General features: G+C 48.8%; 19 protein-coding genes and 1 other annotated feature. Of the genes, 14 read left to right on the forward strand and 5 right to left on the reverse strand.

Annotation, left to right across the window (positions count from 1 at the left end):
• Positions 1-393 precede the first annotated feature (393 nt).
• From LSE01S_RS05420 to LSE01S_RS05435, 4 genes are all read left to right on the forward strand, one after another.
• Positions 394-1,254 carry a helix-turn-helix transcriptional regulator gene (locus LSE01S_RS05420; protein ID WP_061776614.1) on the forward strand — a complete coding sequence of 287 codons (861 nt, stop codon included), beginning with the start codon at positions 394-396 and terminating at the stop codon, positions 1,252-1,254.
• Between the two features lie 132 nt (positions 1,255-1,386).
• Positions 1,387-3,018, forward strand: coding sequence for an ABC-F family ATP-binding cassette domain-containing protein (locus LSE01S_RS05425; protein ID WP_061776615.1), 1,632 nt, complete (start codon positions 1,387-1,389; stop codon positions 3,016-3,018).
• Positions 3,019-3,336: 318 nt separating this feature from the next.
• On the forward strand, positions 3,337-3,969 hold the full coding sequence (locus LSE01S_RS05430) for a zinc-ribbon domain-containing protein (protein WP_061776616.1): 633 nt from the start codon (positions 3,337-3,339) through the stop codon (positions 3,967-3,969).
• Between the two features lie 124 nt (positions 3,970-4,093).
• A complete protein-coding gene (locus LSE01S_RS05435; protein WP_061776617.1) occupies positions 4,094-4,300 on the forward strand; it encodes a hypothetical protein in 207 nt (68 codons plus the stop codon).
• A 49-nt stretch (positions 4,301-4,349) separates the two neighbouring features.
• Here the strand turns inward: LSE01S_RS05435 and LSE01S_RS05440 are convergent, their stop codons facing one another.
• Positions 4,350-6,092: an aryl-sulfate sulfotransferase gene (locus tag LSE01S_RS05440; RefSeq protein ID WP_061776618.1), complete on the reverse strand. Its 1,743-nt coding sequence runs from the start codon at positions 6,090-6,092 to the stop codon at positions 4,350-4,352.
• A gap of 179 nt (positions 6,093-6,271) precedes the next feature.
• On the opposite strand from LSE01S_RS05440, the gene LSE01S_RS05445 reads away from it, so the two are divergent.
• Genes LSE01S_RS05445 through LSE01S_RS05455 form a run of 3 tightly spaced genes read left to right on the forward strand, consistent with a single transcriptional unit; the run spans position 6,272 to position 8,489 of the window.
• Entirely contained in the window at positions 6,272-6,646 is a 375-nt protein-coding gene (locus LSE01S_RS05445; protein WP_061776619.1) for a GntR family transcriptional regulator, read from the forward strand.
• A complete protein-coding gene (locus LSE01S_RS05450) occupies positions 6,643-7,536 on the forward strand; it encodes an ATP-binding cassette domain-containing protein (RefSeq protein ID WP_061776620.1) in 894 nt (297 codons plus the stop codon). Before LSE01S_RS05445 ends, LSE01S_RS05450 begins: the two co-directional genes overlap by 4 nt.
• A gap of 14 nt (positions 7,537-7,550) precedes the next feature.
• On the forward strand, positions 7,551-8,489 hold the full coding sequence (locus LSE01S_RS05455; RefSeq protein WP_061776621.1) for an ABC-2 transporter permease family protein: 939 nt from the start codon (positions 7,551-7,553) through the stop codon (positions 8,487-8,489).
• 143 nt (positions 8,490-8,632) lie between these two features.
• On the opposite strand, the gene LSE01S_RS05460 is transcribed toward LSE01S_RS05455, so the two are convergent.
• The gene (locus LSE01S_RS05460) at positions 8,633-8,983 is read right to left on the reverse strand and encodes a DUF2200 domain-containing protein (protein ID WP_061776622.1); all 351 of its coding nucleotides are present in this window, start codon (positions 8,981-8,983) and stop codon (positions 8,633-8,635) included.
• A 366-nt stretch (positions 8,984-9,349) separates the two neighbouring features.
• On the opposite strand from LSE01S_RS05460, the gene LSE01S_RS05465 reads away from it, so the two are divergent.
• Together LSE01S_RS05465 and LSE01S_RS05470 are read left to right on the forward strand one after the other, a co-directional pair.
• Entirely contained in the window at positions 9,350-9,790 is a 441-nt protein-coding gene (locus LSE01S_RS05465) for a nucleoside 2-deoxyribosyltransferase (RefSeq protein WP_061776623.1), read from the forward strand.
• Between the two features lie 30 nt (positions 9,791-9,820).
• Complete coding sequence (locus LSE01S_RS05470; RefSeq protein ID WP_061776624.1) at positions 9,821-11,239, forward strand: cytosine permease; 1,419 nt, start codon at positions 9,821-9,823, stop codon at positions 11,237-11,239.
• Between the two features lie 72 nt (positions 11,240-11,311).
• Here LSE01S_RS05470 and LSE01S_RS05475 read toward each other — a convergent pair whose 3' ends face one another.
• Genes LSE01S_RS05475 through LSE01S_RS05485 form a run of 3 tightly spaced genes read right to left on the reverse strand, consistent with a single transcriptional unit; the run spans position 11,312 to position 13,714 of the window.
• Entirely contained in the window at positions 11,312-12,199 is an 888-nt protein-coding gene (locus LSE01S_RS05475) for a polysaccharide deacetylase family protein (RefSeq protein WP_061776625.1), read from the reverse strand.
• Positions 12,196-12,489 (reverse strand): hypothetical protein, encoded by a 294-nt coding sequence (locus LSE01S_RS05480; RefSeq protein ID WP_061776626.1) that lies wholly within the window; start codon positions 12,487-12,489, stop codon positions 12,196-12,198. Before LSE01S_RS05480 ends, LSE01S_RS05475 begins: the two co-directional genes overlap by 4 nt.
• A 1-nt stretch (position 12,490) precedes the next feature.
• Complete coding sequence (locus tag LSE01S_RS05485; protein WP_061776627.1) at positions 12,491-13,714, reverse strand: glycosyltransferase family 2 protein; 1,224 nt, start codon at positions 13,712-13,714, stop codon at positions 12,491-12,493.
• Positions 13,715-13,940: 226 nt separating this feature from the next.
• On the opposite strand from LSE01S_RS05485, the gene LSE01S_RS05490 reads away from it, so the two are divergent.
• The 5 genes from LSE01S_RS05490 to tyrS all read left to right on the forward strand — a co-directional run bounded on the left by LSE01S_RS05490 (position 13,941) and on the right by tyrS (position 19,378).
• Complete coding sequence (locus LSE01S_RS05490; RefSeq protein WP_061776628.1) at positions 13,941-14,183, forward strand: hypothetical protein; 243 nt, start codon at positions 13,941-13,943, stop codon at positions 14,181-14,183.
• 94 nt (positions 14,184-14,277) lie between these two features.
• Entirely contained in the window at positions 14,278-15,765 is a 1,488-nt protein-coding gene (locus LSE01S_RS05495; protein WP_061776629.1) for a helix-turn-helix domain-containing protein, read from the forward strand.
• An 82-nt stretch (positions 15,766-15,847) separates the two neighbouring features.
• Positions 15,848-16,216 (forward strand): MarR family winged helix-turn-helix transcriptional regulator, encoded by a 369-nt coding sequence (locus LSE01S_RS05500; protein WP_061776630.1) that lies wholly within the window; start codon positions 15,848-15,850, stop codon positions 16,214-16,216.
• 232 nt (positions 16,217-16,448) lie between these two features.
• The gene (locus LSE01S_RS05505; RefSeq protein ID WP_061776631.1) at positions 16,449-17,819 is read left to right on the forward strand and encodes an Nramp family divalent metal transporter; all 1,371 of its coding nucleotides are present in this window, start codon (positions 16,449-16,451) and stop codon (positions 17,817-17,819) included.
• Positions 17,820-17,862: 43 nt separating this feature from the next.
• Positions 17,863-18,060: a binding site (T-box leader), on the forward strand.
• 58 nt (positions 18,061-18,118) lie between these two features.
• On the forward strand, positions 18,119-19,378 hold the full coding sequence (gene tyrS, locus LSE01S_RS05510; protein WP_061776632.1) for a tyrosine--tRNA ligase: 1,260 nt from the start codon (positions 18,119-18,121) through the stop codon (positions 19,376-19,378).
• Positions 19,379-19,790: the final 412 nt, after the last annotated feature.

A 19,790-nucleotide genomic window follows, 5' to 3' on the forward strand; every position in this document is an offset into this window, starting at 1 on the left:
GTGTGTAAGTCGTCCAGAGTCCCCAAGACTTGGACGAATGCAGAACGATTGTTAGTTGAAAGTGGGTATTGTTTCGGTCGATTCCCCTAACCGACCGGAAGCCACGATAATAGTTAATGAAACGCTGACTAAGATTACGGCTCCTAATCAGCGAGCAACGGCCAATGCCACCTCGCTCCCCCAAGTAAGATGGCCTGACTTGATGTTGCAAGTTCATTGTACCGAGTAAATGGTAAATGAGTAATCCAGTAATATAGTAATTGGATTACTAAATTTAACCATCTTCAGGATGGATGTGGTACGCTGTGGTTACAAGGATTTAAAAATTGGTCTATTTGGGGTGTAACGTGATGTATCCGCTTACATAGACATCGAAACTGGGAGGGATAATAGATGCCACGTCCATATCACGAGCGATTAGATTTTACCTTAGCGTTACCACTACGGGTGATTGCGCACGGGACGTGTGGGCCCAAACTGGTACTGCCGCATTGGCACCAGGCGGTTGAGTTGGCTTATCCGTATCGTGGTCATCCGGGGATGGTCCATATTGGACATTCGACGTATGAAATGCAGGAACGGCATATTTACGTGGTGAATTCAGAAGTGGTTCATAGCTACGAGACCTTTTTGGATGAAGCCGATCAGATAGTCACATTGCTTTTGCCAGCCGCTTGGCTGAGAAACGTCGTGGCTGACAAGCAGTTGCCAATCTGGGGACCATTGGATCTTGACCTGAACCTACCCCAGTATCGGGAACTGGGACAATACGTGGATACGTTGGCAACTAATGCGGTTACCGATCCCGATGACCGGGCGGACTACTTGGCCAGTCTGGGCGCTGAATACCAGTTGGTGGGGCAACTTCTGAAGCATTTGACCGTGAATGGTCAGGTGACGACCGACCAGTTACCTTTGCCGGAACCATTGCGGCAAGCTGTCGGTGAGCTACAACAGAATTATGGATCGGCCGTGTCGATTGCGGACTTAGCTACCCAATTAAATTATTCCAGTGTTTATTTTTCACGTTATTTTAAAGACTATATGGGAATCTCACCGAAGGCTTATCTGGGGCAGATTCGTTTGGAACGGGCCGCCGAACTGCTCATGACCTCCGACGAATCGATTCAAAATATTGCCATGAAGACGGGGTTTCGAACGGAGAAAAACTTTTTTGTGACGTTCAAGCAACGTTTTCAAATGACGCCCAAGACTTATCGTGAGCGGTACGCGGCACAGCGGGCCTGGAGCTAGTGGTGATCATTGCTTAACCCCGTTATTTATGGTAAACTATGCCAACATGTCATAACGAATATGAGTTGAAGCCAACGTCGCCGTTTGTCAGACACGTTGGTTTTTTACGCAAAAAAACAGGAGGTATCGTTCATGTTAACCGTCAACAATGTCAGTATGCAGTTCTCCGATCGGAAACTCTACGACGACGTTAATTTAAAGTTCACCCCGGGTAATTGTTATGGGGTCATCGGCGCCAATGGGGCTGGTAAGTCAACGTTCCTCAAGATTATTGAGGGCAAGCTCAAGCCAACGACGGGGACGGTATCTATGGGTCCTAACGAGCGGATGTCTAGCCTGAACCAAGATCACTTTGCCTTTGAGGATGAAATCGTCATGGACACGGTGATCCGTGGTCACCAGAAGCTCTACGACATCATGACTGAAAAGAATGCCTTGTACATGAAACCAGACTTTAGCGACGCCGATGGGATCCGTGCCGCCGAATTGGAAAGTGAGTTTGGCGAAATGGGCGGTTGGGAAGCCGAGTCTGAGGCAAGCCAGATGTTACAGGCGTTAGGAATCGACGAATCGTTACACAACGTTCTGATGAGTGAATTAACGGAGCCACAAAAGGTGAAGGTTCTCTTGGGCCAAGCCCTGTTTGGTCATCCCGACGTGCTACTGTTGGATGAACCGACCAACGGGTTGGATGTTCAATCTATCAGTTGGTTAGAGAACTTTTTAGCGGATTATGAAAATACTGTGATCGTTGTTTCCCATGACCGGCATTTCTTGAACCAGGTCTGCACGAACATGTGTGACGTGGATTTCGGCAAGATTACGTTGTTTGTCGGGAACTACGACTTCTGGATGGAGTCTAGCGAGTTGGCTGCGCAGTTGAAGGCCAATGCTAACGCCAAGAAGGCCGATCAGATTAAGCAGCTGCAAGAGTTTGTGGCGCGGTTCAGTGCCAACGCCTCCAAGTCTAAGCAGGCCACTTCACGGAAGAAGCAGTTGGAAAAGATCACGCTAGATGATATCAAGCCATCCTCACGGAAGTACCCCTACATTAGCTTCACACCGGAACGAGAATTAGGCAACGACCTGGTTCGTTTGGAACACGTGTCTAAGACAATTGATGGTTCCACCATTCTGGATGATGTCAGCTTCACGCTCCGTCCAGGCGAGAAAACGGCGTTTATCAGTCGTAACGATGTGACGACGACCACCTTGATGCAGATCATTGCTGGTGAATTAGAACCCGACAGTGGGACCGTTACCTGGGGCCAAACGACCAGCACGACTTACCTACCACGTAACGTGAACGACTACTTTGCCGATAATGAATTGAGCGTTCTCGACTGGTTGCGGCAATTTGCCTCTAAAGAGGAAAGTGATAACACCTTCCTGCGGGGCTTCCTGGGGAAGATGCTCTTCTCTGGTGACGATGTGAACCGCGAAGTTGACGTGATGTCCGGGGGTGAAAAGGTTCGGGCAATGTTATCCAAGATGATGTTGAGTAAGGCTAACGTGCTGGTACTCGACGACCCAACCAATCACTTGGACTTGGAATCCATTACGGCCTTAAACGACGCCTTGGTTTCCTTTAAGGGCAGTATTTTGTTTACCTCGCATGACCACGAGTTCATTCAGACGATCGCTAACCGGATTATTGAAGTGACGCCTAAAGGCATCGTGGACCGGGCCGATACGACTTATGATGAGTTCTTGGACCACGATCAGGTTCAGAACCAGGTGGCCGCGTTGTACGACGCCGAATAATTAATTAGTTGATGAAGCACTGTGCTCAGCGCTTGCTGACAGCCGGTGCTTTTTTGGTGGGCTAGAATCCTATTAGCATAGAATCGGTTAACAAACGTAGGTTGTCAAAGTTCAAATAATCAACTATGATAATTGATGAAGAATCTAAACGTTTATAGCGACGGGTTTCTGACTGTTTGGAGGCCGGCCATAGCAAGTGATGACGATTGTTCTGCAGCCGTTAAGGGGTGGAAGATCGGGATCCATTCATAAGAAAACCAGGAAAACTCGAGATGTTCGCGGACCGCGGCATCCCATACATAAGGTGGTAAAGAGAACATGGCAGAAAAATTTTGTCCCAATTGTGGGGCTTCAGTCCCAGCCGGCGCAGCCTTTTGCCGAAACTGCGGGCACCAATTCAAAGCACAGGTCGACGAACAACCAACCGATACGACGGATAACGCCGGTCGTACGGAATCCGCAACCACTCCGGCACCTACGCCCCAGACGCCTGAATCAAATCAGCACAAATGGTTAGTGATTATTGGTGCCGTCATTGGATTGGCCGTCGTGATTGTGATTACGATGTCGGTGGTCTTTCAGAAGCAACAGGAAGCCAAACAGCGGGCCGAGGAAGCCTCAGTTTCTCGTAAGAGTAGCAGTAAGGCTGCTAGTGAATCGAGTGTTCAAGCACGCGAACGCACGTTGTCTACAACAGCTGTGGATCAGGTGACGGATTTAGTCCAAAACCGGTTTGACTTGGATGCCAAATGTACGGACTTAACCATTGATAACAAGGATGGTAACCAGTACATGGGTCACGCCCAGATCTCGGATGACTATGATGATGACCTCACGGTAGACATTACGATTACCGATGCCAAGTATGATAAGTCGGATACCGTCTACATCGATGGTGACGACCATGCCCGATTAAATGATACATTCACGAGCAACGATGATGATTATTAAAGCTTTAGCTTAGGATGGGCGGTGATCCCGTCCTTTTTTATTGGCATTTAGCCCGCGTTAAGGATGCCTCGTTATACTAGGCGTTACGTGATCGGAGTTCTCGAGTGAAGGGCGGTGAAAAACTGTGCAACCGGTTCATGGACCCAAACGTTGGTTGGGACTGCTAGTTGTCGGACTTATTTTATTTGCCGGTGGCGGCGGGACGGGCTACATGCTGGGTCAGCAGCAAGCCCAAGCCCAACACATCTCACAATTAAAGCATGCGCCAACGGAAATTAATGGCAAACGAACTAGCAACCCGGCCAGTACGTCCAGCGACAATCGTCGTTAGAAGTCTCAAAAAACGCCAGACGGCGAAAGCCGTCCGGCGCTTTTTTGAGTTACTTAATGGTTGTTAATTGAAAATTGTTTTGCGGATAAAGGGTCATTCGCTGTGCACGGTAACTCCAGTCACCGTGGGCGAACTTCGTGTGGTCGACATCGAAGACGACCCGGTTGGACTTCCGGTTAACCTCGATGAATTCGCTGCGTTTACCGGCATCGGCGTAGCCAAAGCCGATCAAGGTGTTTCCCTTACCAACGGCGTAGCTACTGCCGACAATGTTCGTGAAGTTTCGTTTGCCGAGTGATTGACCGAAACGCCAAGTCTTGGTAACTGTGCGGTTTAGCTGATCAATGGTGACGGTCGTTCCGGCGGACCACTGTTTGGACTGCCTGGTCTTCCCCCGGGTCACAGGAACGTTGTTATCGTAAAATTCGAGTGCGACCTGATGGCCGTTATGGCTGGTTGTTTGAATGAGCTTCACGGCATGTTGCCCGCCGTTGTAATGATAGTGCTTGGTCGTTGGTTTAAGTAGAAAATGCCGATACGACTGCGGTAATCTTTCTGGGGCGGCCAGGATCCATTTGAGCTTGGTGGTTCGGTAGTTAATGGCAAAAATCATATCCTGATTTCGCCCCGAGATGATGAGCTCGTCGCGCTTGGTATCATAATACATGGAGTTTTGATGGAACCAATCGATCTTGCCATCCGGACGCGTTGTCCCATGGTAATTCTGATAAGCCGACTTGGGTAAAATGCGCTTGAGATCGATAACTTTGACAATCTTACCCGTCCGAAAGTTCAGCTCGATCATGGTGTCTTCAACAAACTTTTTACTACCATCGTCCACCGTTAGGAGCAAATGATGATTGGGGAGCTCGATGGCGTCGTGATGAATGACGGTATTGGTAGCCAGTTTGTGGGGATCCTGCCTAGTTGGAAATAGGCCGCTGAAGTTAACTTGGCGGTACACCCGACCGTAGTAATCGGTCTCACGTAAGGCATTGTATTTGGGGGACTTAGGCGAGATCTTGGTCAGCACCAACAAATGATGGTTACTGAGGCGCTTGAATACATGAGAGATCTTGGCGGTACTATACCAACGAATCTGGCCCTGGGCGTCGAGGCCATAAGTGAGTCCCTGACTACTAACGGCAAAGGTGAGTCGGGAATGTCCTTGACCTAGTGCCATCTGTTGGGGATGACTGGTCTTGAGCCGATTGTGGCCAATGGCCCTCGGTGCCGGTGCCGTGGTGAGCTTGTAAGTTGAGGTTGTGCGGTGCCCATCTTTCTGAGTAAAGGTCAATCGAACGTGGTTGGTTCGACCGGCGTAGAGCCCAAGGACGCCGACACTGTGAGTTCGTCGATAGCCTTTGATTTGATGAGTGATGGTCGTTGCCGCCGTGTCACCGGGCACGGTCACGGTTACCCGTGCTGCCGGTTTGGTCTTAACCAGAATGAGTCCGGAAAGGGGGCTGGTGTGATAAGGGTTGACCACAACTTTGGCCTGGTCAGTTCCAGGGGTCAGGCGTTGTAGATCCGCCCGGTATTGTTTGGTAAGTTGATTGGTATTGGCGGTGTGCTTAGTAGAGACACCGGCCCGTAGGTTCACTTTAATCTGATTGGTTGAAAGGATATCTGTTCGTTGATATCGTTGATGGACCAGCATTAGTCGACGAATATTGTGGCGTTCATGATAGGCCCCAAGTCCGCCAATTAATAAGATGATGAGGAGAACCGCTAAGCCAATTCTCCATTTTCGCTGTTTTAAAATAAAAGAACACTCCCTTAAATAATTCATGCTGCAATGAATTCGCCGTCGTTGATCTTATCAATAAATTTATAACTTGACAACCGCCCGTTTGGGATCGCTTACACAAAAAATAAGCTAATTTAATTCGTAAAAGGGGTTGTCAATTCGGGTGTACTAGGTATAATAGTACACACAGAACACAGCTAAAGACCTAGGAGGGATGCGGCATGCAAGTCAGCCACGAGTCGGGATTAGCTTACTATGAACAGCTGGTCTTACGCGTTAAGCAGCAGATTGTGCAAGGAATTTTACGACCAGGCGACAAGCTGCCGTCGGTCAGAGAGATGGCTCGTCAGGAGCAACTGAATCCCAACACGGTCAGCAAAGCCTACAAGCAATTGGAATCACAGCACGTGATTAACACCGTTCACGGACGAGGAACCTACGTGGCGGATACCACGACCACCCCGGGTGATAGTGCTCAGGTAGTGGCAACCAAAAAGCAATTATTAACGCTGCTCACAGAAATTCGGTACCTGGGTGTCCCGATGGAAGATGTAGTGAGTTGGATTAAAGCGGCCTATGAGGGGGTAGAAAAGTGACATTACAAGTTAAACAGTTGGCAAAGCAAATCGAGGGACGGACGATTATCGATCAAATTAGTTTTGATTGGACGCCGGGTGAAATTATTGGATTGGTTGGCCGGAACGGTGCCGGAAAAACCACTTTGTTTCGGACCATGATGAATCATTACGCGGCGGATGCTGGATCGGTGACGGTCGATGGAACGAACCTGTGGGATGTACCAGCGCAACAACGGCAGGTCTTCTTCATCGATACCCAATATAACTTCCTGGATAATTACCGTCTGCGTCAGTTGCCAGATATGTATGACCTAGTTTACCCCGCCTTCGACCGTGACCGGTTCACGGCGCTACTCGTCAAGTTTGAGCTTAATGAAGACGACCAGTATCGGCGTCTGTCAAAGGGAATGCGGGCGTTGGTCAACTTGATCTTAGCCTTAACTTCTAATGCGACCTATATTATCTTAGATGAACCCTTCGATGGGTTGGATGTCATTGTGCGCGAGAACATTGCCACTATGGTGATTGATGAGATTGCGGAGGAGAAGAAGGGATTCTTGATTTCCTCCCATGACCTGAATGAGCTAGATGGTCTGAGTGATCGGGTACTGCTCTTGAAGGAAAATCGTTTACGGCAAGATTATAATTTGGAAGAAGTTCGGGAACGGGCTAAGAAGCTTCAACTGGTCCTGAAGGATCGCGAGATTCCAACGGTCTTGAAGAAACACAGTCATCTGATTCGGGTCTCCGGACGAGTGCTGGTGGTCGTGATTACCGATTATACCGATGAAATTGATCAGCAGTTACGGGCGTTAGATCCAGTCTTGCTGGAAGAGTTGCCGTTAACCTTGGAAGACCTCTTCCGGGCGAACCTAGCGCATGACACTGGCTATCAAATGATGAAGTAGGGGGACGCAAAAATATGAATAATTTAGTTAAATTAGTCTGGCGTCGCCAGCGCAACACTCTGTGGTTTGTCTTGGCCTTTACGGTGTTGTCAATCGCCGTAACGACGGGGATGACCGTTAACAACTTGGAATCCAGCGAGGTTCTTGAACTGGTTGGGGATTCGATTAGGCGTTGGGAAATGTACAATGGCGACTACTTCAATGCCTATTCAAACATTCTCATTTTTGTTTACTGGTTGGTTGGATTGCTGGTGATGAATCGCGATCTGAAGGATAATTTCAACCAGTTCCTGTTTACCAGTGGCTACTCGCGCCGTCGGGTGTACTGGACCAAATTCTTCGTGGTGCAGGGCTTCTTACTGTTGACGACCGTTGTTGGGATTGCCGTTCAATATGGGGTTGCCGCCGTAATGTTGCCCAGTGGCATTGGTTTTCATTTAGCCTGGGCAGGGGTGTTGACCTCTTGGCTAGGTGGTCTGTTGATATCATGGCTATTCTTCGCCATTACTTGGTTTGCTGCTTTAATCGTTGGCCAGACCGCGTCCTTGCTGGTCACGGTGGTTGGGTTTACGCTTTCTTCGTTTGGCATATTGCAAATTTATCTTAAACTAGTTAGCAATAGGTTTTGGCACTTATCCGAAGGGCAAACTTTAATCTTGGGATTTGGGCTAATGTTCTTGGCCACCGTTAGTCTGATTGTCTGGGGGGCGTGGCTGTTTCAACGCTTATCACTCGAGCATAACGGTGAATACCTATTATTTCCCAAGCTCCGAGTACCCGTTTACATTGTCTTTGTAGCTTACCTGACTGGGTTAGCGGCATGGAATGGTCTGCCAATCACCATTGCCATCACCTTCATCTCAACGGTGTTATTCGGGTATGGTTGGTTATGGCGGCCTAAGCTAGGTGAGAAATGGCATCAGTACCAGCGGCAACATTCGGCTAGAGAGTAGGATTGTAGATTAGAGAATCGGTTATGGCGACTTGGGGAAGCCGACCAGGACCAAGGGGAGTGCGACCTTCGTTGGGGAACGACGGTCGTGAACGAAAAAGGGGGTTGCCAACAATTATGTTGGCAACCCCCTTTTCTAATGACTTACTGACGAAGGATCTTGGTGAGTGGACGACCCTTGGCGAGTTCGTCGACTAATTTATCGAGGTAGCGAACGGGTTGCATGAGGGGGTCGCTGATGGTCTCCACCCGGATGCCACAAATCATTCCCGTGATCAGATGAGCGTTGGGATTGAACGCTGGCGCTTGATTAAAGAAGTCGGCCAGACTGAGGTCAGTTGTCAACAGATGCTGTAACTGGTCCTGATCATAGCCAGTGAGCCAGAGCAGAATGGTATCAAGTTCAGCAATGGGGCGCTGTTTCTTGGTAACCTTTTGCTGATAGAGGGTGTAAATCTTGCTGAAGGGCATTTGCAGAACCTTGGCGTTCGCCATATTTTGTCGGGCTCCTTTCGCGGGTTCTCTTGAGAGTCAATTAGCGCTGGCCTCAGTTTAGCAATTAATTCATAAACAAACAAACCATAATTTATGGGATTTTTTTGAAAAGCCGACAGCTGGGTAAGTTAACCGATTAACGTCTCCCAGTCCCCTGTGTGACGGGATTGACGGCGGATTGGGAAGCCCGTATAATACCGAATAAGTTCAAAGTAACCCTTTCAAATTGGTCCCGTGAGGCTGATAAAGGTTCGATAGCCAATCCATCCGGTGGGTGGATCTAGCGGCCTGCATCCGAACGGGATGGGGCCGTTTTTTTACGGGTCTAGGGGTTAAATACTTATAAATTAAAGGAGTTTTTCAATTATGGCTCAAATTTACATTGCAAGCCCATTCTTCAGTGATGAACAGGTTGACCGTGTCCAGCGAGTTGAGGCCGCTTTGGCTGCCAACCCGACGGTTGTCGATTTTTACTCTCCACGGTTGAATCAAGAGACTGCTAATGAACAGTTCACCAAGCCATGGGCCAAGGAGATCTACGAACGAGATATGACCCAAATTGCGGCTGCCAGTCTGATCGTCACGGTACTCGACTTTGAAGCAGCCAATGTCGATTCTGGTACAGCCTATGAGTTAGGGGTTGCCACAATGAGTCACAAGCCAATTATTGCCATTCAGGAAAAGACGGAGCGAGTTAACCTGATGATTTCAGAAAGTGTTCACTGGTACACCCAAGAGATTAAGTCGCTGGCGAGCTATGATTTTAATGACTTACCTAGCAACGAATTCAACGGTGAGGTTCTGTAAGCAGATCGCATTGAGAGAAGGATGAGAAGCATGGCTCAGAGCATCAAAGCAACGGGAAACCATCACCCGGCGACCAAGGAATTTGGTAAGGTTGAATCCATCCCAACTGCACAACGACGAATGTCTAACTGGGATATGTTTGCGACCTGGATTGGGGCAAATGCCAATAACGGAACTTGGTACATTGGAGGGGTGATTGCGGCCTGTGGCCTGGCAACCGCCTCAACAACCCTGGTCATTGTGGGGATCATTTCCTACGCGTTACTAGCGGTAGCCAGTTACATGGGTTATCGCACGGGGCTCCCCGCAATGGCCCTGACGCGGGCCTCCTTCGGCCTTCGCGGAAGTTTTATTCCCTCGGTGATTAATCTGGTTCAGTTTATCGGGTGGGCAGCAGTCAATACGTTCATCGCGGCAACATCGATCAGCTATATCTTTGGCGAACTATTCGGTTGGCCGCTATATGGTAAACCGGGTGGTACCTTTGGTTTGATTGTCGGTATCCTGATCATGAGTGTCCTGCACTTGTTGAGCATTTCTGTGGGAGAACGGTCGGTTCGGCTCATTGAACGGGTTGGAATTATTTTAGTGGTTATCTTCGTCTTGTGGGAGTCCATCGTGGTCTTTCGAACGGTTTCCTTTCACCAAATTTGGCAATGGCAACCCCCAAGAAATCTACGGATGTCTTCAGGCGTAGCGGCCGACACCCTGGCGGCTTTTAATTTGGCTTGGGTGACGGCGGCGTCGGACTTTAGTCGCTTCACCGCGAAGAAGTCGGCGGCCACGACGGCATCATTTGCTGGGGCAAACTTCGGCCTGTTCTGGTTTGCGTTCATTGGTCTCTTTGCGACTATTGGGACTGCGGTCTCACTGAACCATTTTGACCCCAATAATTCGGACCCTAGTACGATTGCGGCCAAGTTGGGTCTAGGAATTATCGCCCTGTTGGTGATTGTGTTGACCAGTACCACGGCCAATGCGGTTAACCTCATGTCGGCGGGATCGGCGTTAACTAACATGACTCATCGACTGTCCTTAAACGTCAGTCTGTGGATTGTGACCATTGCGGCGACAATAGTGACCTTTATTCCCGTCTATCTGGCGAGCTTCCTGGATGTCTTTGAAACCTTCCTAGATGGGATTGGTATGTTTCTGGGGCCGGAAATCGCCATCTTCTTGGTGGACTACTTCTGGTTGCACCAACGGCAATATCATTTGAGTGAGTTTACCAAGGTTAAGGGTGATTATTGGTACACGCGGGGGGTTAATTGGGTTGCTGTTGTGAGTTGGTTACTGGGGGTCGTAGCATACTGGGGATTGAAACAAATCACCGTGATTGCCACGACTACCGGGGCTACTTTTATCGCCATGGCATTAACCGCCGTGGTTTACGGGATCGCAATGCGTTGGCTGCAGCCTATGGTCGGAGCACGCTCGGTTAAAGACTAAGGAACGAATCAAAAAGAGTCGCCGTTACTTCTGGATTCAGCTTGAATCTTAGAGGTAATGGCGACTCTTTATTTAGTTGTCTGTGAGCCAACGCCCCATGGATGGCCAACTCTCTTGGTTGATAATTAATCGTGGAGTTGCATTGAGATCCGTGTCATCGGTGACGATACCGGAGTCCAGGGTCGCTACCCATGTGAGTGATTGTTGGGCCAAAAATTGATTGATCGCCCGGGTACCACCACCGTATGGGAAGGCAAAGGAGTCTGCTCGGATCCCGGTGTGCCGATAGAGTTCTTGGACGGATTGCCGATAGTCTTGTCTGAACTTCGGTAAGGCATGAGGTTGCATGAAGACTGGTTGTAATTGTGCGTTCAAGTGGTGGAGGTCATGGGTGTGTAAACCGAGCGTCATCTGCGAGTATTGTGATTGGACCGCCTTGATTTGTGACCAACTGGCCATTTGGCTGCCTTCCCGGTACATCCCGGTGTTTCCAGTAATGACGAACGCCGTGAAGGGCAGATGGTATTTACGCATGACAGGTACGGCGTGGTCGATCACGGTGCGATCGATATCATCGAAGGTTAGCACCACATATTTTCCCTTGATCGGTTGCTTCTGACGGACCATTTTAGTCATGGTAGCCGCGGAGATAACCTTGACGTGGTGTTTAACCAAATAAGCCATTTGTGCCTCGAATTGGTCGGCGGGAACGTTAAATTCATGTAGTTGTGAGTTGTTTGAAAGTTGTTGGGCCGTCTGGGTCGACCAAGAATTCTCTAAGATTCGGTGGTAGCAGAAAACCATGATCCCGTTCTTTACATGCTGGAAGCGAGCCGGTAGGGCGTAGCTTTCTTTGGCCTGTTGTTGCTGAACGGCTTGTCGTTGGAAGGTCCATCCCAGACCGAAGACCAAAGTAACGATTAGGCCAATGAGTAGCCAGCGGCGGGTACGAGAGGTCATAAACGATGCTCCTTTGTCAAATGAATCCATCGCCAAACACAGTAGCTGGGAACCACGATTAGTAATAAGCCAATCAACAGCATCAGGTGGTCGTTAGCGTGAATTTTTAAATTGAGAAGTAAGTAGAGGCTGACTAACGGGTCGCTGTACCAGCCAAGGACAAATGAAAGGTTGGCCAAGACGACGCCAATGACGAAAGCCCATAGGACGATCAGAATAATGCCCCGAACAATTTGACTTCGTCGGCTGGTCCGATGGCGAACGATGGGATCAAATGAATTTCTTGGCATGTTAGACCCCCCGATCCGGACTGCGCCAGGTCCCCCGTCGTTGCGGGTCGATGACGTAGGAGCCGATGGCGGCCAAGCAACTGACCAGGTTAACCATCCAGTAATACAGGACGTAGACGGGAACCAGTAAGAGTTCGGGTCCGGCCAATCTGGCCGTGGCCTGGGACGAGCAGAAGCCGATACCGAACTGAATCCCACTAAGCGTTAATAGGACGATTAGAAGGTTGCCATCTAACGCGAGGCCGTGAAGAAAGAACAGCTTGATGGCATAGGTCAGGATACTGATAGCCGTCATCAGTGCCCATAAATTACTAATCACCGTTTCTAATAGCAGGAATCGTTGGCCCCACGGGTTTTGATAGAAGCCCCGCCAATTGGTCACCAGGACTTCAAGGCCCCCGCGTGACCAACGTTGGCGTTGCTTAATCAGGCCGCGAAGCCGTTCCGGAACGAGGATCCAGCAAATGGCGCGGGGATCATAAGCGACGCGCCACCCCTGACGATATAGCCGCCACGTAATGTCGATGTCTTCTGTCATAACCGCGGGATTCCAACCGCCTACGGAAGTTAAGGCCGTGCGCCGAAAGGCCACAATCACACCGGAAACGGTGGTAATATTCCCGGTCAGATAGGCTTGTGCCTGCTTGATGAGATCGATGACGCCCACGTATTCCAAGAGTTGTAAGCGGCCCAAAAGGTTTGATCGATTACGGACGACCGGCTTGCCAGTGACCGCCCCGTATTGTGGGTTGCCCATCAGGGTTGCCATTAATTGGTTGACGGCGTCCGGAGCTAAGAGTGAATCGGCGTCGATGGCAATCAGATAGTCCCCCTGAGCCGCCACTAGGCCTTGGTTCAGGGCGTTGGCTTTACCTTGATTGACCGGTAAACTGACCACCTTGATAGACAGCGTCGTTTTCCATTCGGCCTGCAGATCATACATGAGTCTAAGAGTTTGGTCATCGCTACAATCATCGATCAGAATGATTTCGTATTGTTGATAGTCCAAGCCGGCTAAAGATTGGACTGCTTCACGTAGAGTGGCCGTTTCGTTGTGGGCGGGTACCAGAATCGACACAAAAGGCTCCTGATGGGCTGCTAGCAGTGGCCGGGGATGATGTCGCCGGAGCATTGCTGAAAAGAGACAGCCGGAAATCCAGATGATCGAAACGAAAATGGGATAGCCGACCACGAAGGCCGTACTCAGATTAGTAAACCATATCATTTAAATTTTCTCCCCCAAAAATTGTTGTAAACCAGGTTAACTAACTAGACTTCTAGGATAGCATGATTGTGGAAGGCAGGTGGCGCCTGGATTCAAATGTGGTGAAAACCTAATCTTTAATAATTCTATTTATAATGACCGCTAATTTTATCAGGCGTGGGGACGGTTCTTCGCGAGTGGGCGTGGTAGAATAATAGGTGAAAGTTAGATTAGGAGGGTGATCGGAATGATGCAAGAGATGCCAATCTTACCATTGGTGGACCGGTTAACAGCGGGACAAAGTGTGACGTTGTCAACGGACCAAGGTCAAGATGTTCGAGTTTCTCCAGAAGTAAGTGAAGGTCAGTTGACCGGGAATTACATCAGTAGCCTCCTGCCGGGAATTCGCTACGATGATCCCCGAATTATTTTAAAAGAAACTCTGGCAGAATTTGATGCGCAAGGCGTCACTGTAACCAGTATTGACTAACGACGGATAGCGACGAGAAATCTCCGGGCCCCTAAGTCTTTGGCGCGAGCCAGGCTTAGAGGCCCTTTGCTATCCTTTCAGGGGGAGGATTCAAGTGAAAATAGACTTTGCAATGTTGACGAGTAAGGAACTACTGCGGGTCCAATTGCTAACGTTCATTGACGATCAGCAGGGGGATTTCAACCTGACCGACTTTGCGACCGAGGCCGATGTGAGCTATTCACGGGCCTACCACGTGTTGCTAAACTTAAGAACGGATCTGCTAGTCTTGGATGCACAAACGGTGCTTACTAAGGACCATCTGCGGACGACGGTTAACTTGGATGATTACCGTCACTGGTTGTATGTGCAGAGTGTGCCATATCAAGTGGTGATGGCCACCTTGGAAGAATCCTATTCACAGACGGCCGAATTTTGCCAGGAACATGAGATTAGTCTGTCAACTTTTAATCGGCGACTGCGGCCAATGAAGGCTCAGCTGGCGCAGTACAACCTGCAACTGACGGTGAGTCCGCTACGAATTAAGGGGGATGAGTCACTGATTCAGCTGATTTATTTTACCTTCTTTACCACGACTCTGACGCCGGTCGAAGATTTACCAACCTTGCCTAAGGAATTCTCTAGTCTGAAGAATACGATCGCAGAGACCTATACTTCGGCTAAATTTTACCAGGACTCGGCCAGTTTACAGCAGCGGCGGGAGCTCTTGATTGGGATTGCTTTGGTCCGCTTGCTTCATGGCCATCGTTTTCCACAATTACGCTTGCCGTTAGGTCATCTGACCGACCTGCGTGAGTTGGCCGGTGTCTTTCAAAGAGAGCTCGGGGATTCGCCGCAAGAGGCTCTGGCCGAACTGGCAACACTAGACTACTTGTTAACGAGCTCACCGTATTTTGTTCGGGCCTTGCAACCGCAAGCCATGCAACGACTCTATCAAGGGTTGAAGCAACGCCGCGGAGACTACCGAATGGCGCCGGAACTGGCGGCATTAAGCGACTATGCGACCGGGCGGGATTGGTTTGCTAACTGGTTATTTTCACTGTGTCAATTTATGTTGTTATACCGTGTCGATCCCTTGCTTCGCCCAGAAATTACGGCGTTGTATAAACCTACGGCGGCGTCAAAGGCGGCAGCCCTGGCAATTGCCACTAACCTAGCGCGGCTCTACCCGCAACAGGTTGGACAAAATGATTTGCGACTGGTTCAACGTTATTTGAGTAAATACACGAATGGCTTAACTCTGACTGCGGCCAAGGTTGAAATCCTCGTGACTTACGAAATGATTGGGGTCACAACCGATATTTTCAACCGACTGCTGAGTGGCGTGGTCCATCTGAGCCTGTTGACCTCGCAAACCTTGGTCGATCCCAAACACCGCGATAATTATTTGGTGATCTACGGGACCGATCCCCTAGCGGTGGACTTTGCTAAGCGCCAGGGAATTGAAACCTTCCACTGGATTAAGGAATTAAGCTATGGGTCCAACCTGGACCGGCTAATTCGAACATTACGACACCATGAATTGTCGCTCTTTGCCCTCGATTTCCACAATCGGTCGCAGGGCCCGTTTGACCAGGGGTAGGCGGATCTTTACCAGCGAGCATGGCTGGTAAGTGCTACAATGAAACCGGATACAATTCTGCTAACGAGGGGAGTGACCGGTTTTGATAGAAACGGGCCAGTTACAGCAGTTAACTCAGATTTATAGTCTGGTAACGCAGTGTTACAATCAGCCACTTGGTGAGTTGGACCTGAATTTACCGCAGTGTCAGATGTTAGGATATGTTGCCGCAGATCGCTTAACCGTCGCGCAAGTAGCCCAGAAACTAGGATTTTCGGCTACCCGGACGTCTAATATGGTTGTGGACCTGTGCAAGCGGGGCTACCTGCAGCAACGGGTCGCAGAACAGGATCGTCGGCGCCGTTACTTAGAAGTGACGGATCTTGGCGCCAGGAAACTGACATTGATTACAGAGAAATTACCGAATATTTTAGCTAGTACGCTCAGTCAGCTACGGCTCGCCTCAGTTTAAATCTTGACCAAAAAAAGCTAACCTACGGGCTAGCTTTTTTAATTTGATTAAGTTGACTATGATTTTTTTAATGTCTGGTAAGTTAAGAAGACCATCCTGAAGGGGTATTTAGCGACTAAATGGGTTATGGGGTCGGACTGGTTAAATGTTAGGGGACATTAAAAAACGCTTTACAATTGCCGACCCATCGGTATAATGGTGGGATACCTAGATAAGAAGAGGAGTGGAAATTATGACAGACAACGTTTCAACGAAGCCACGTGATTTGATGGGCTCCGCAAACGGACCGTCATTGGAAGAAATCAATGGAACGGTCACGATTCCGAAGGAAAAAGGATTCTGGAAGAACCTGATGGCCTTTTCTGGGCCAGGGGCACTGGTTGCCGTGGGGTACATGGATCCAGGTAACTGGGTAACGTCCATCGGTGGGGGAGCCAAGTATGGCTATCTACTAATGTCTGTGATCTTGATTTCGAGTTTAATCGCGATGTTATTACAATACATGGCGGCTAAACTGGGAATTGTGACGCAGATGGACTTGGCTCAAGCTACTCGAGCACATACGACGAAGCGGATTGGCGCGGTGCTCTGGGTTGTGACCGAATTAGCCATTATGGCCACGGATATCGCGGAAGTTATCGGGGGAGCCATTGCGCTCCAGTTACTATTTGGGGTGCCACTGATCATTGGCGTTTCCTTGACCGTTTTTGATGTATTACTTCTATTATTGTTAACGAAATTAGGATTTCGGAAGATTGAGGCGATTGTTATCTGTCTGATTGCCGTTATCTTGGTTGTCTTTGCCTATGAAGTGATTATTGCACAGCCCGATATGGGGGCCGCTGTGGCAAACTTTGTTCCGCGGACGGAAATTATGCACTCCGGTCAGTTAACGATGGCCTTGGGGATTGTTGGGGCCACGGTGATGCCACATAACCTATACCTGCACTCATCAATCTCACAAACGCGAAAATTCAATCGTGAGGATCCGAGCGAAATGGCTCGGGCCGTGAAGTTCACCACGTGGGACTCTAACATTCAACTGTTCGGTGCGTTCGTGATTAACTGCTTACTCTTACTCTTGGGGGCTGCAATGTTCTTTGGCAAGGGGGCCGATCAACTGGGGACCTTTGGGAACTTATACGCAGCGCTTCAAGATAATAAGCTGGCTGGTGCCGTGGCTTCACCGTTGTTATCAACCTTGTTTGCCGTTGCCCTGTTGGCTTCCGGTCAAAATTCAACGATTACGGGAACCTTGACGGGACAAATTACCATGGAAGGTTTTATTAACCTGAAGGTGCCCTTGTGGGTTCGCCGGTTATTGACGCGGCTAATTGCCGTGGCCCCCGTGATCATTGTGACCATCTGGTTCGGTGGGGATGAAACGGCGCTAGATAACTTGTTGGTGAATTCGCAAGTCTTTCTGTCAATTGCCTTGCCATTCTCGATGATTCCGCTAACCGTCTTTACATCATCGAAGAAGATTATGGGCGAACGATGGGTCAATAAGCCTTGGGTAACGATTGCGGCTTGGACGTGTACGGTGGTTCTGACCATTTTGAACTGTCAGATTGTCTGGGAAAGTATTCGCGGCCTGTTTTAACGCGGTGTATTGACTTTTTACGAGACTCCCGGTATCATCAGTTTCATAAGCGAAGAACCAGTTGAGTAGTGAAGGCGGCTCTGGTAAAGAGACCTAACGGTGCTGGAAGTTAGGCTATCCGTCTTGATGAATTACGCTGGGGAGCGGCCGTTAATTCGGCGGGTCATTCCGTTAAAGATGACGAGCGGTTGTCAATTGACAACAACTTGGGTGGTAACGCGGATTTTAATTCGTCCCTGATGGCATTGGCCATTAGGGACTTTTTTATTGTTGAGCTTAAACTCTAGGAGGAAATGTATATGTCTATTATTGATGAGTTAAAATGGCGTGGCGCCGTTAATCAGCAGACCGATGAAGATGGTCTGGGCAAGTTAGTTAATGAAAAGGCAGTGGGGTTATACGCTGGGATTGACCCTACTGGGGACTCCATGCATATTGGACACTTGATTCCCTTTATGATTCTGAAACGATTCCAATTGGCTGGCCATCGACCATACATTGTGATTGGTGGGGCAACCGGGTCAATTGGTGACCCTTCTGGCAAGAAGGCTGAACGGGTGCTTCAGACGATGGACCAAGTGCGTCATAATCAAGATTGCTTGACGAAGCAGATGGAGCATCTGTTTGGACAAGACGGGTCTTTCAAGATTGTGAACAACTACGATTGGCTTTCTAAGGTTTCCTTATTAGACTTTTTGCGGGATTACGGGAAGTTGTTTAACGTAAACAACATGTTGAACAAGGAAGTTGTGGCATCGCGGTTGGAAGTGGGGATTTCATACACGGAATTCACTTACCAGATCTTGCAATCAATTGACTTCTTACACCTCTTTGAAGCGGAAGATGTTCAATTGCAAATTGGTGGAGCCGACCAATGGGGCAACATTACGGCTGGAATTGACTTGATCCACAAGCAACACGGTGCGGATGCTCGGGCTTACGGGTTGACCATCCCATTGTTGTTGAAGGCTGATGGAACGAAGTTTGGTAAGTCCGAAGGCGGCAATATTTGGCTCGATCCAGAAAAGACCTCACCGTACGAGTTCTATCAATTTTGGATTAACACAGATGACCGCGATGTGATCAAGTTCTTGAAGTACTTTACCTTCCTTGATGAGGATGAGATCAAACGCTTGGAAGCCACGGTGGCTGATCACCCCGAAAAGCGTGAAGCCCAGATTCGCTTGGCAGAAGAAGTCACCGAATTTGTTCACGGGAAAGAAGCCGTGGTTGAAGCTCAACACATTACGAAGGCCTTGTTCTCCGGGGATGTCGCTGATTTAACTGCTAGTGAAATTGAACAGGGCTTTAAGAAGATGCCTGCTGTGACGGTCAATGCGGATCGGAAGAATATTGTTGAATGGCTGGTTGACGATACTAAGATTGAGTCCTCTCGTCGTCAAGCTCGAGAAGATTTGACCAATGGTGCCATTCGGATTAATGGAGAAAAGGTTACGGCTACAGATGTAGATATTGACCCTACGAGTGCTTTTGATGGAAAATTTGTCATTGTACGGCGTGGGAAGAAGCGTTACTTCCTAGTTCGGGTAACTAAATAGAGCTTGTTTGATGAGTGTGGGCGACGTTCTTGGTCGACCGCACTTTTTCTTTATCGAAAAAAAGCGAACGCAGGAAGCCTAAAAATTAGGAAACACACGGCCGTCAGGTAACTATAATCCGTGCTTACAACTATAAGATATGCCTTTGAAAAAAGATTCGATTATTTTCATCTTTTAGTTGACGCATGAGAGCTGGGTTGGTATAGTTATATACGTTGTCACGGCGATTCGTTGACTAGACCAATTACTTAAATGAAAATGGTTGTTGACAAAGCCGATGGTAATATGATATTCTTATAAAGCTGTCGCTTAGCGATGACAAACAGCTAGAAACGTTGTTAAATCAAACTTCTGGTTGACGTTATATCAGTAATATGATATGATAATTAGGCTAACTGCGATAGCGGTTGGT

The sequence above is a fragment of the Levilactobacillus senmaizukei DSM 21775 = NBRC 103853 genome (genome assembly GCF_001592085.1).
Classification (GTDB): Bacteria; Bacillota; Bacilli; order Lactobacillales; family Lactobacillaceae; genus Levilactobacillus; species Levilactobacillus senmaizukei.

Bases quoted from the DNA above. Each gene is read 5' to 3' on its own strand.
- LSE01S_RS05420 (WP_061776614.1), top strand. From the start codon at position 394: ATGCCACGTCCATATCACGAGCGATTAGATTTTACCTTAGCGTTACCA.
- LSE01S_RS05425 (WP_061776615.1), top strand. From the start codon at position 1,387: ATGTTAACCGTCAACAATGTCAGTATGCAGTTCTCCGATCGGAAACTC.
- LSE01S_RS05430 (WP_061776616.1), top strand. From the start codon at position 3,337: ATGGCAGAAAAATTTTGTCCCAATTGTGGGGCTTCAGTCCCAGCCGGC.
- LSE01S_RS05440 (WP_061776618.1), bottom strand. From the start codon at position 6,092: ATGAATTATTTAAGGGAGTGTTCTTTTATTTTAAAACAGCGAAAATGG.
- LSE01S_RS05445 (WP_061776619.1), top strand. From the start codon at position 6,272: ATGCAAGTCAGCCACGAGTCGGGATTAGCTTACTATGAACAGCTGGTC.
- LSE01S_RS05455 (WP_061776621.1), top strand. From the start codon at position 7,551: ATGAATAATTTAGTTAAATTAGTCTGGCGTCGCCAGCGCAACACTCTG.
- LSE01S_RS05460 (WP_061776622.1), bottom strand. From the start codon at position 8,983: ATGGCGAACGCCAAGGTTCTGCAAATGCCCTTCAGCAAGATTTACACC.
- LSE01S_RS05465 (WP_061776623.1), top strand. From the start codon at position 9,350: ATGGCTCAAATTTACATTGCAAGCCCATTCTTCAGTGATGAACAGGTT.
- LSE01S_RS05470 (WP_061776624.1), top strand. From the start codon at position 9,821: ATGGCTCAGAGCATCAAAGCAACGGGAAACCATCACCCGGCGACCAAG.
- LSE01S_RS05475 (WP_061776625.1), bottom strand. From the start codon at position 12,199: ATGACCTCTCGTACCCGCCGCTGGCTACTCATTGGCCTAATCGTTACT.
- LSE01S_RS05480 (WP_061776626.1), bottom strand. From the start codon at position 12,489: ATGCCAAGAAATTCATTTGATCCCATCGTTCGCCATCGGACCAGCCGA.
- LSE01S_RS05485 (WP_061776627.1), bottom strand. From the start codon at position 13,714: ATGATATGGTTTACTAATCTGAGTACGGCCTTCGTGGTCGGCTATCCC.
- LSE01S_RS05490 (WP_061776628.1), top strand. From the start codon at position 13,941: ATGATGCAAGAGATGCCAATCTTACCATTGGTGGACCGGTTAACAGCG.
- LSE01S_RS05505 (WP_061776631.1), top strand. From the start codon at position 16,449: ATGACAGACAACGTTTCAACGAAGCCACGTGATTTGATGGGCTCCGCA.
- tyrS (WP_061776632.1), top strand. From the start codon at position 18,119: ATGTCTATTATTGATGAGTTAAAATGGCGTGGCGCCGTTAATCAGCAG.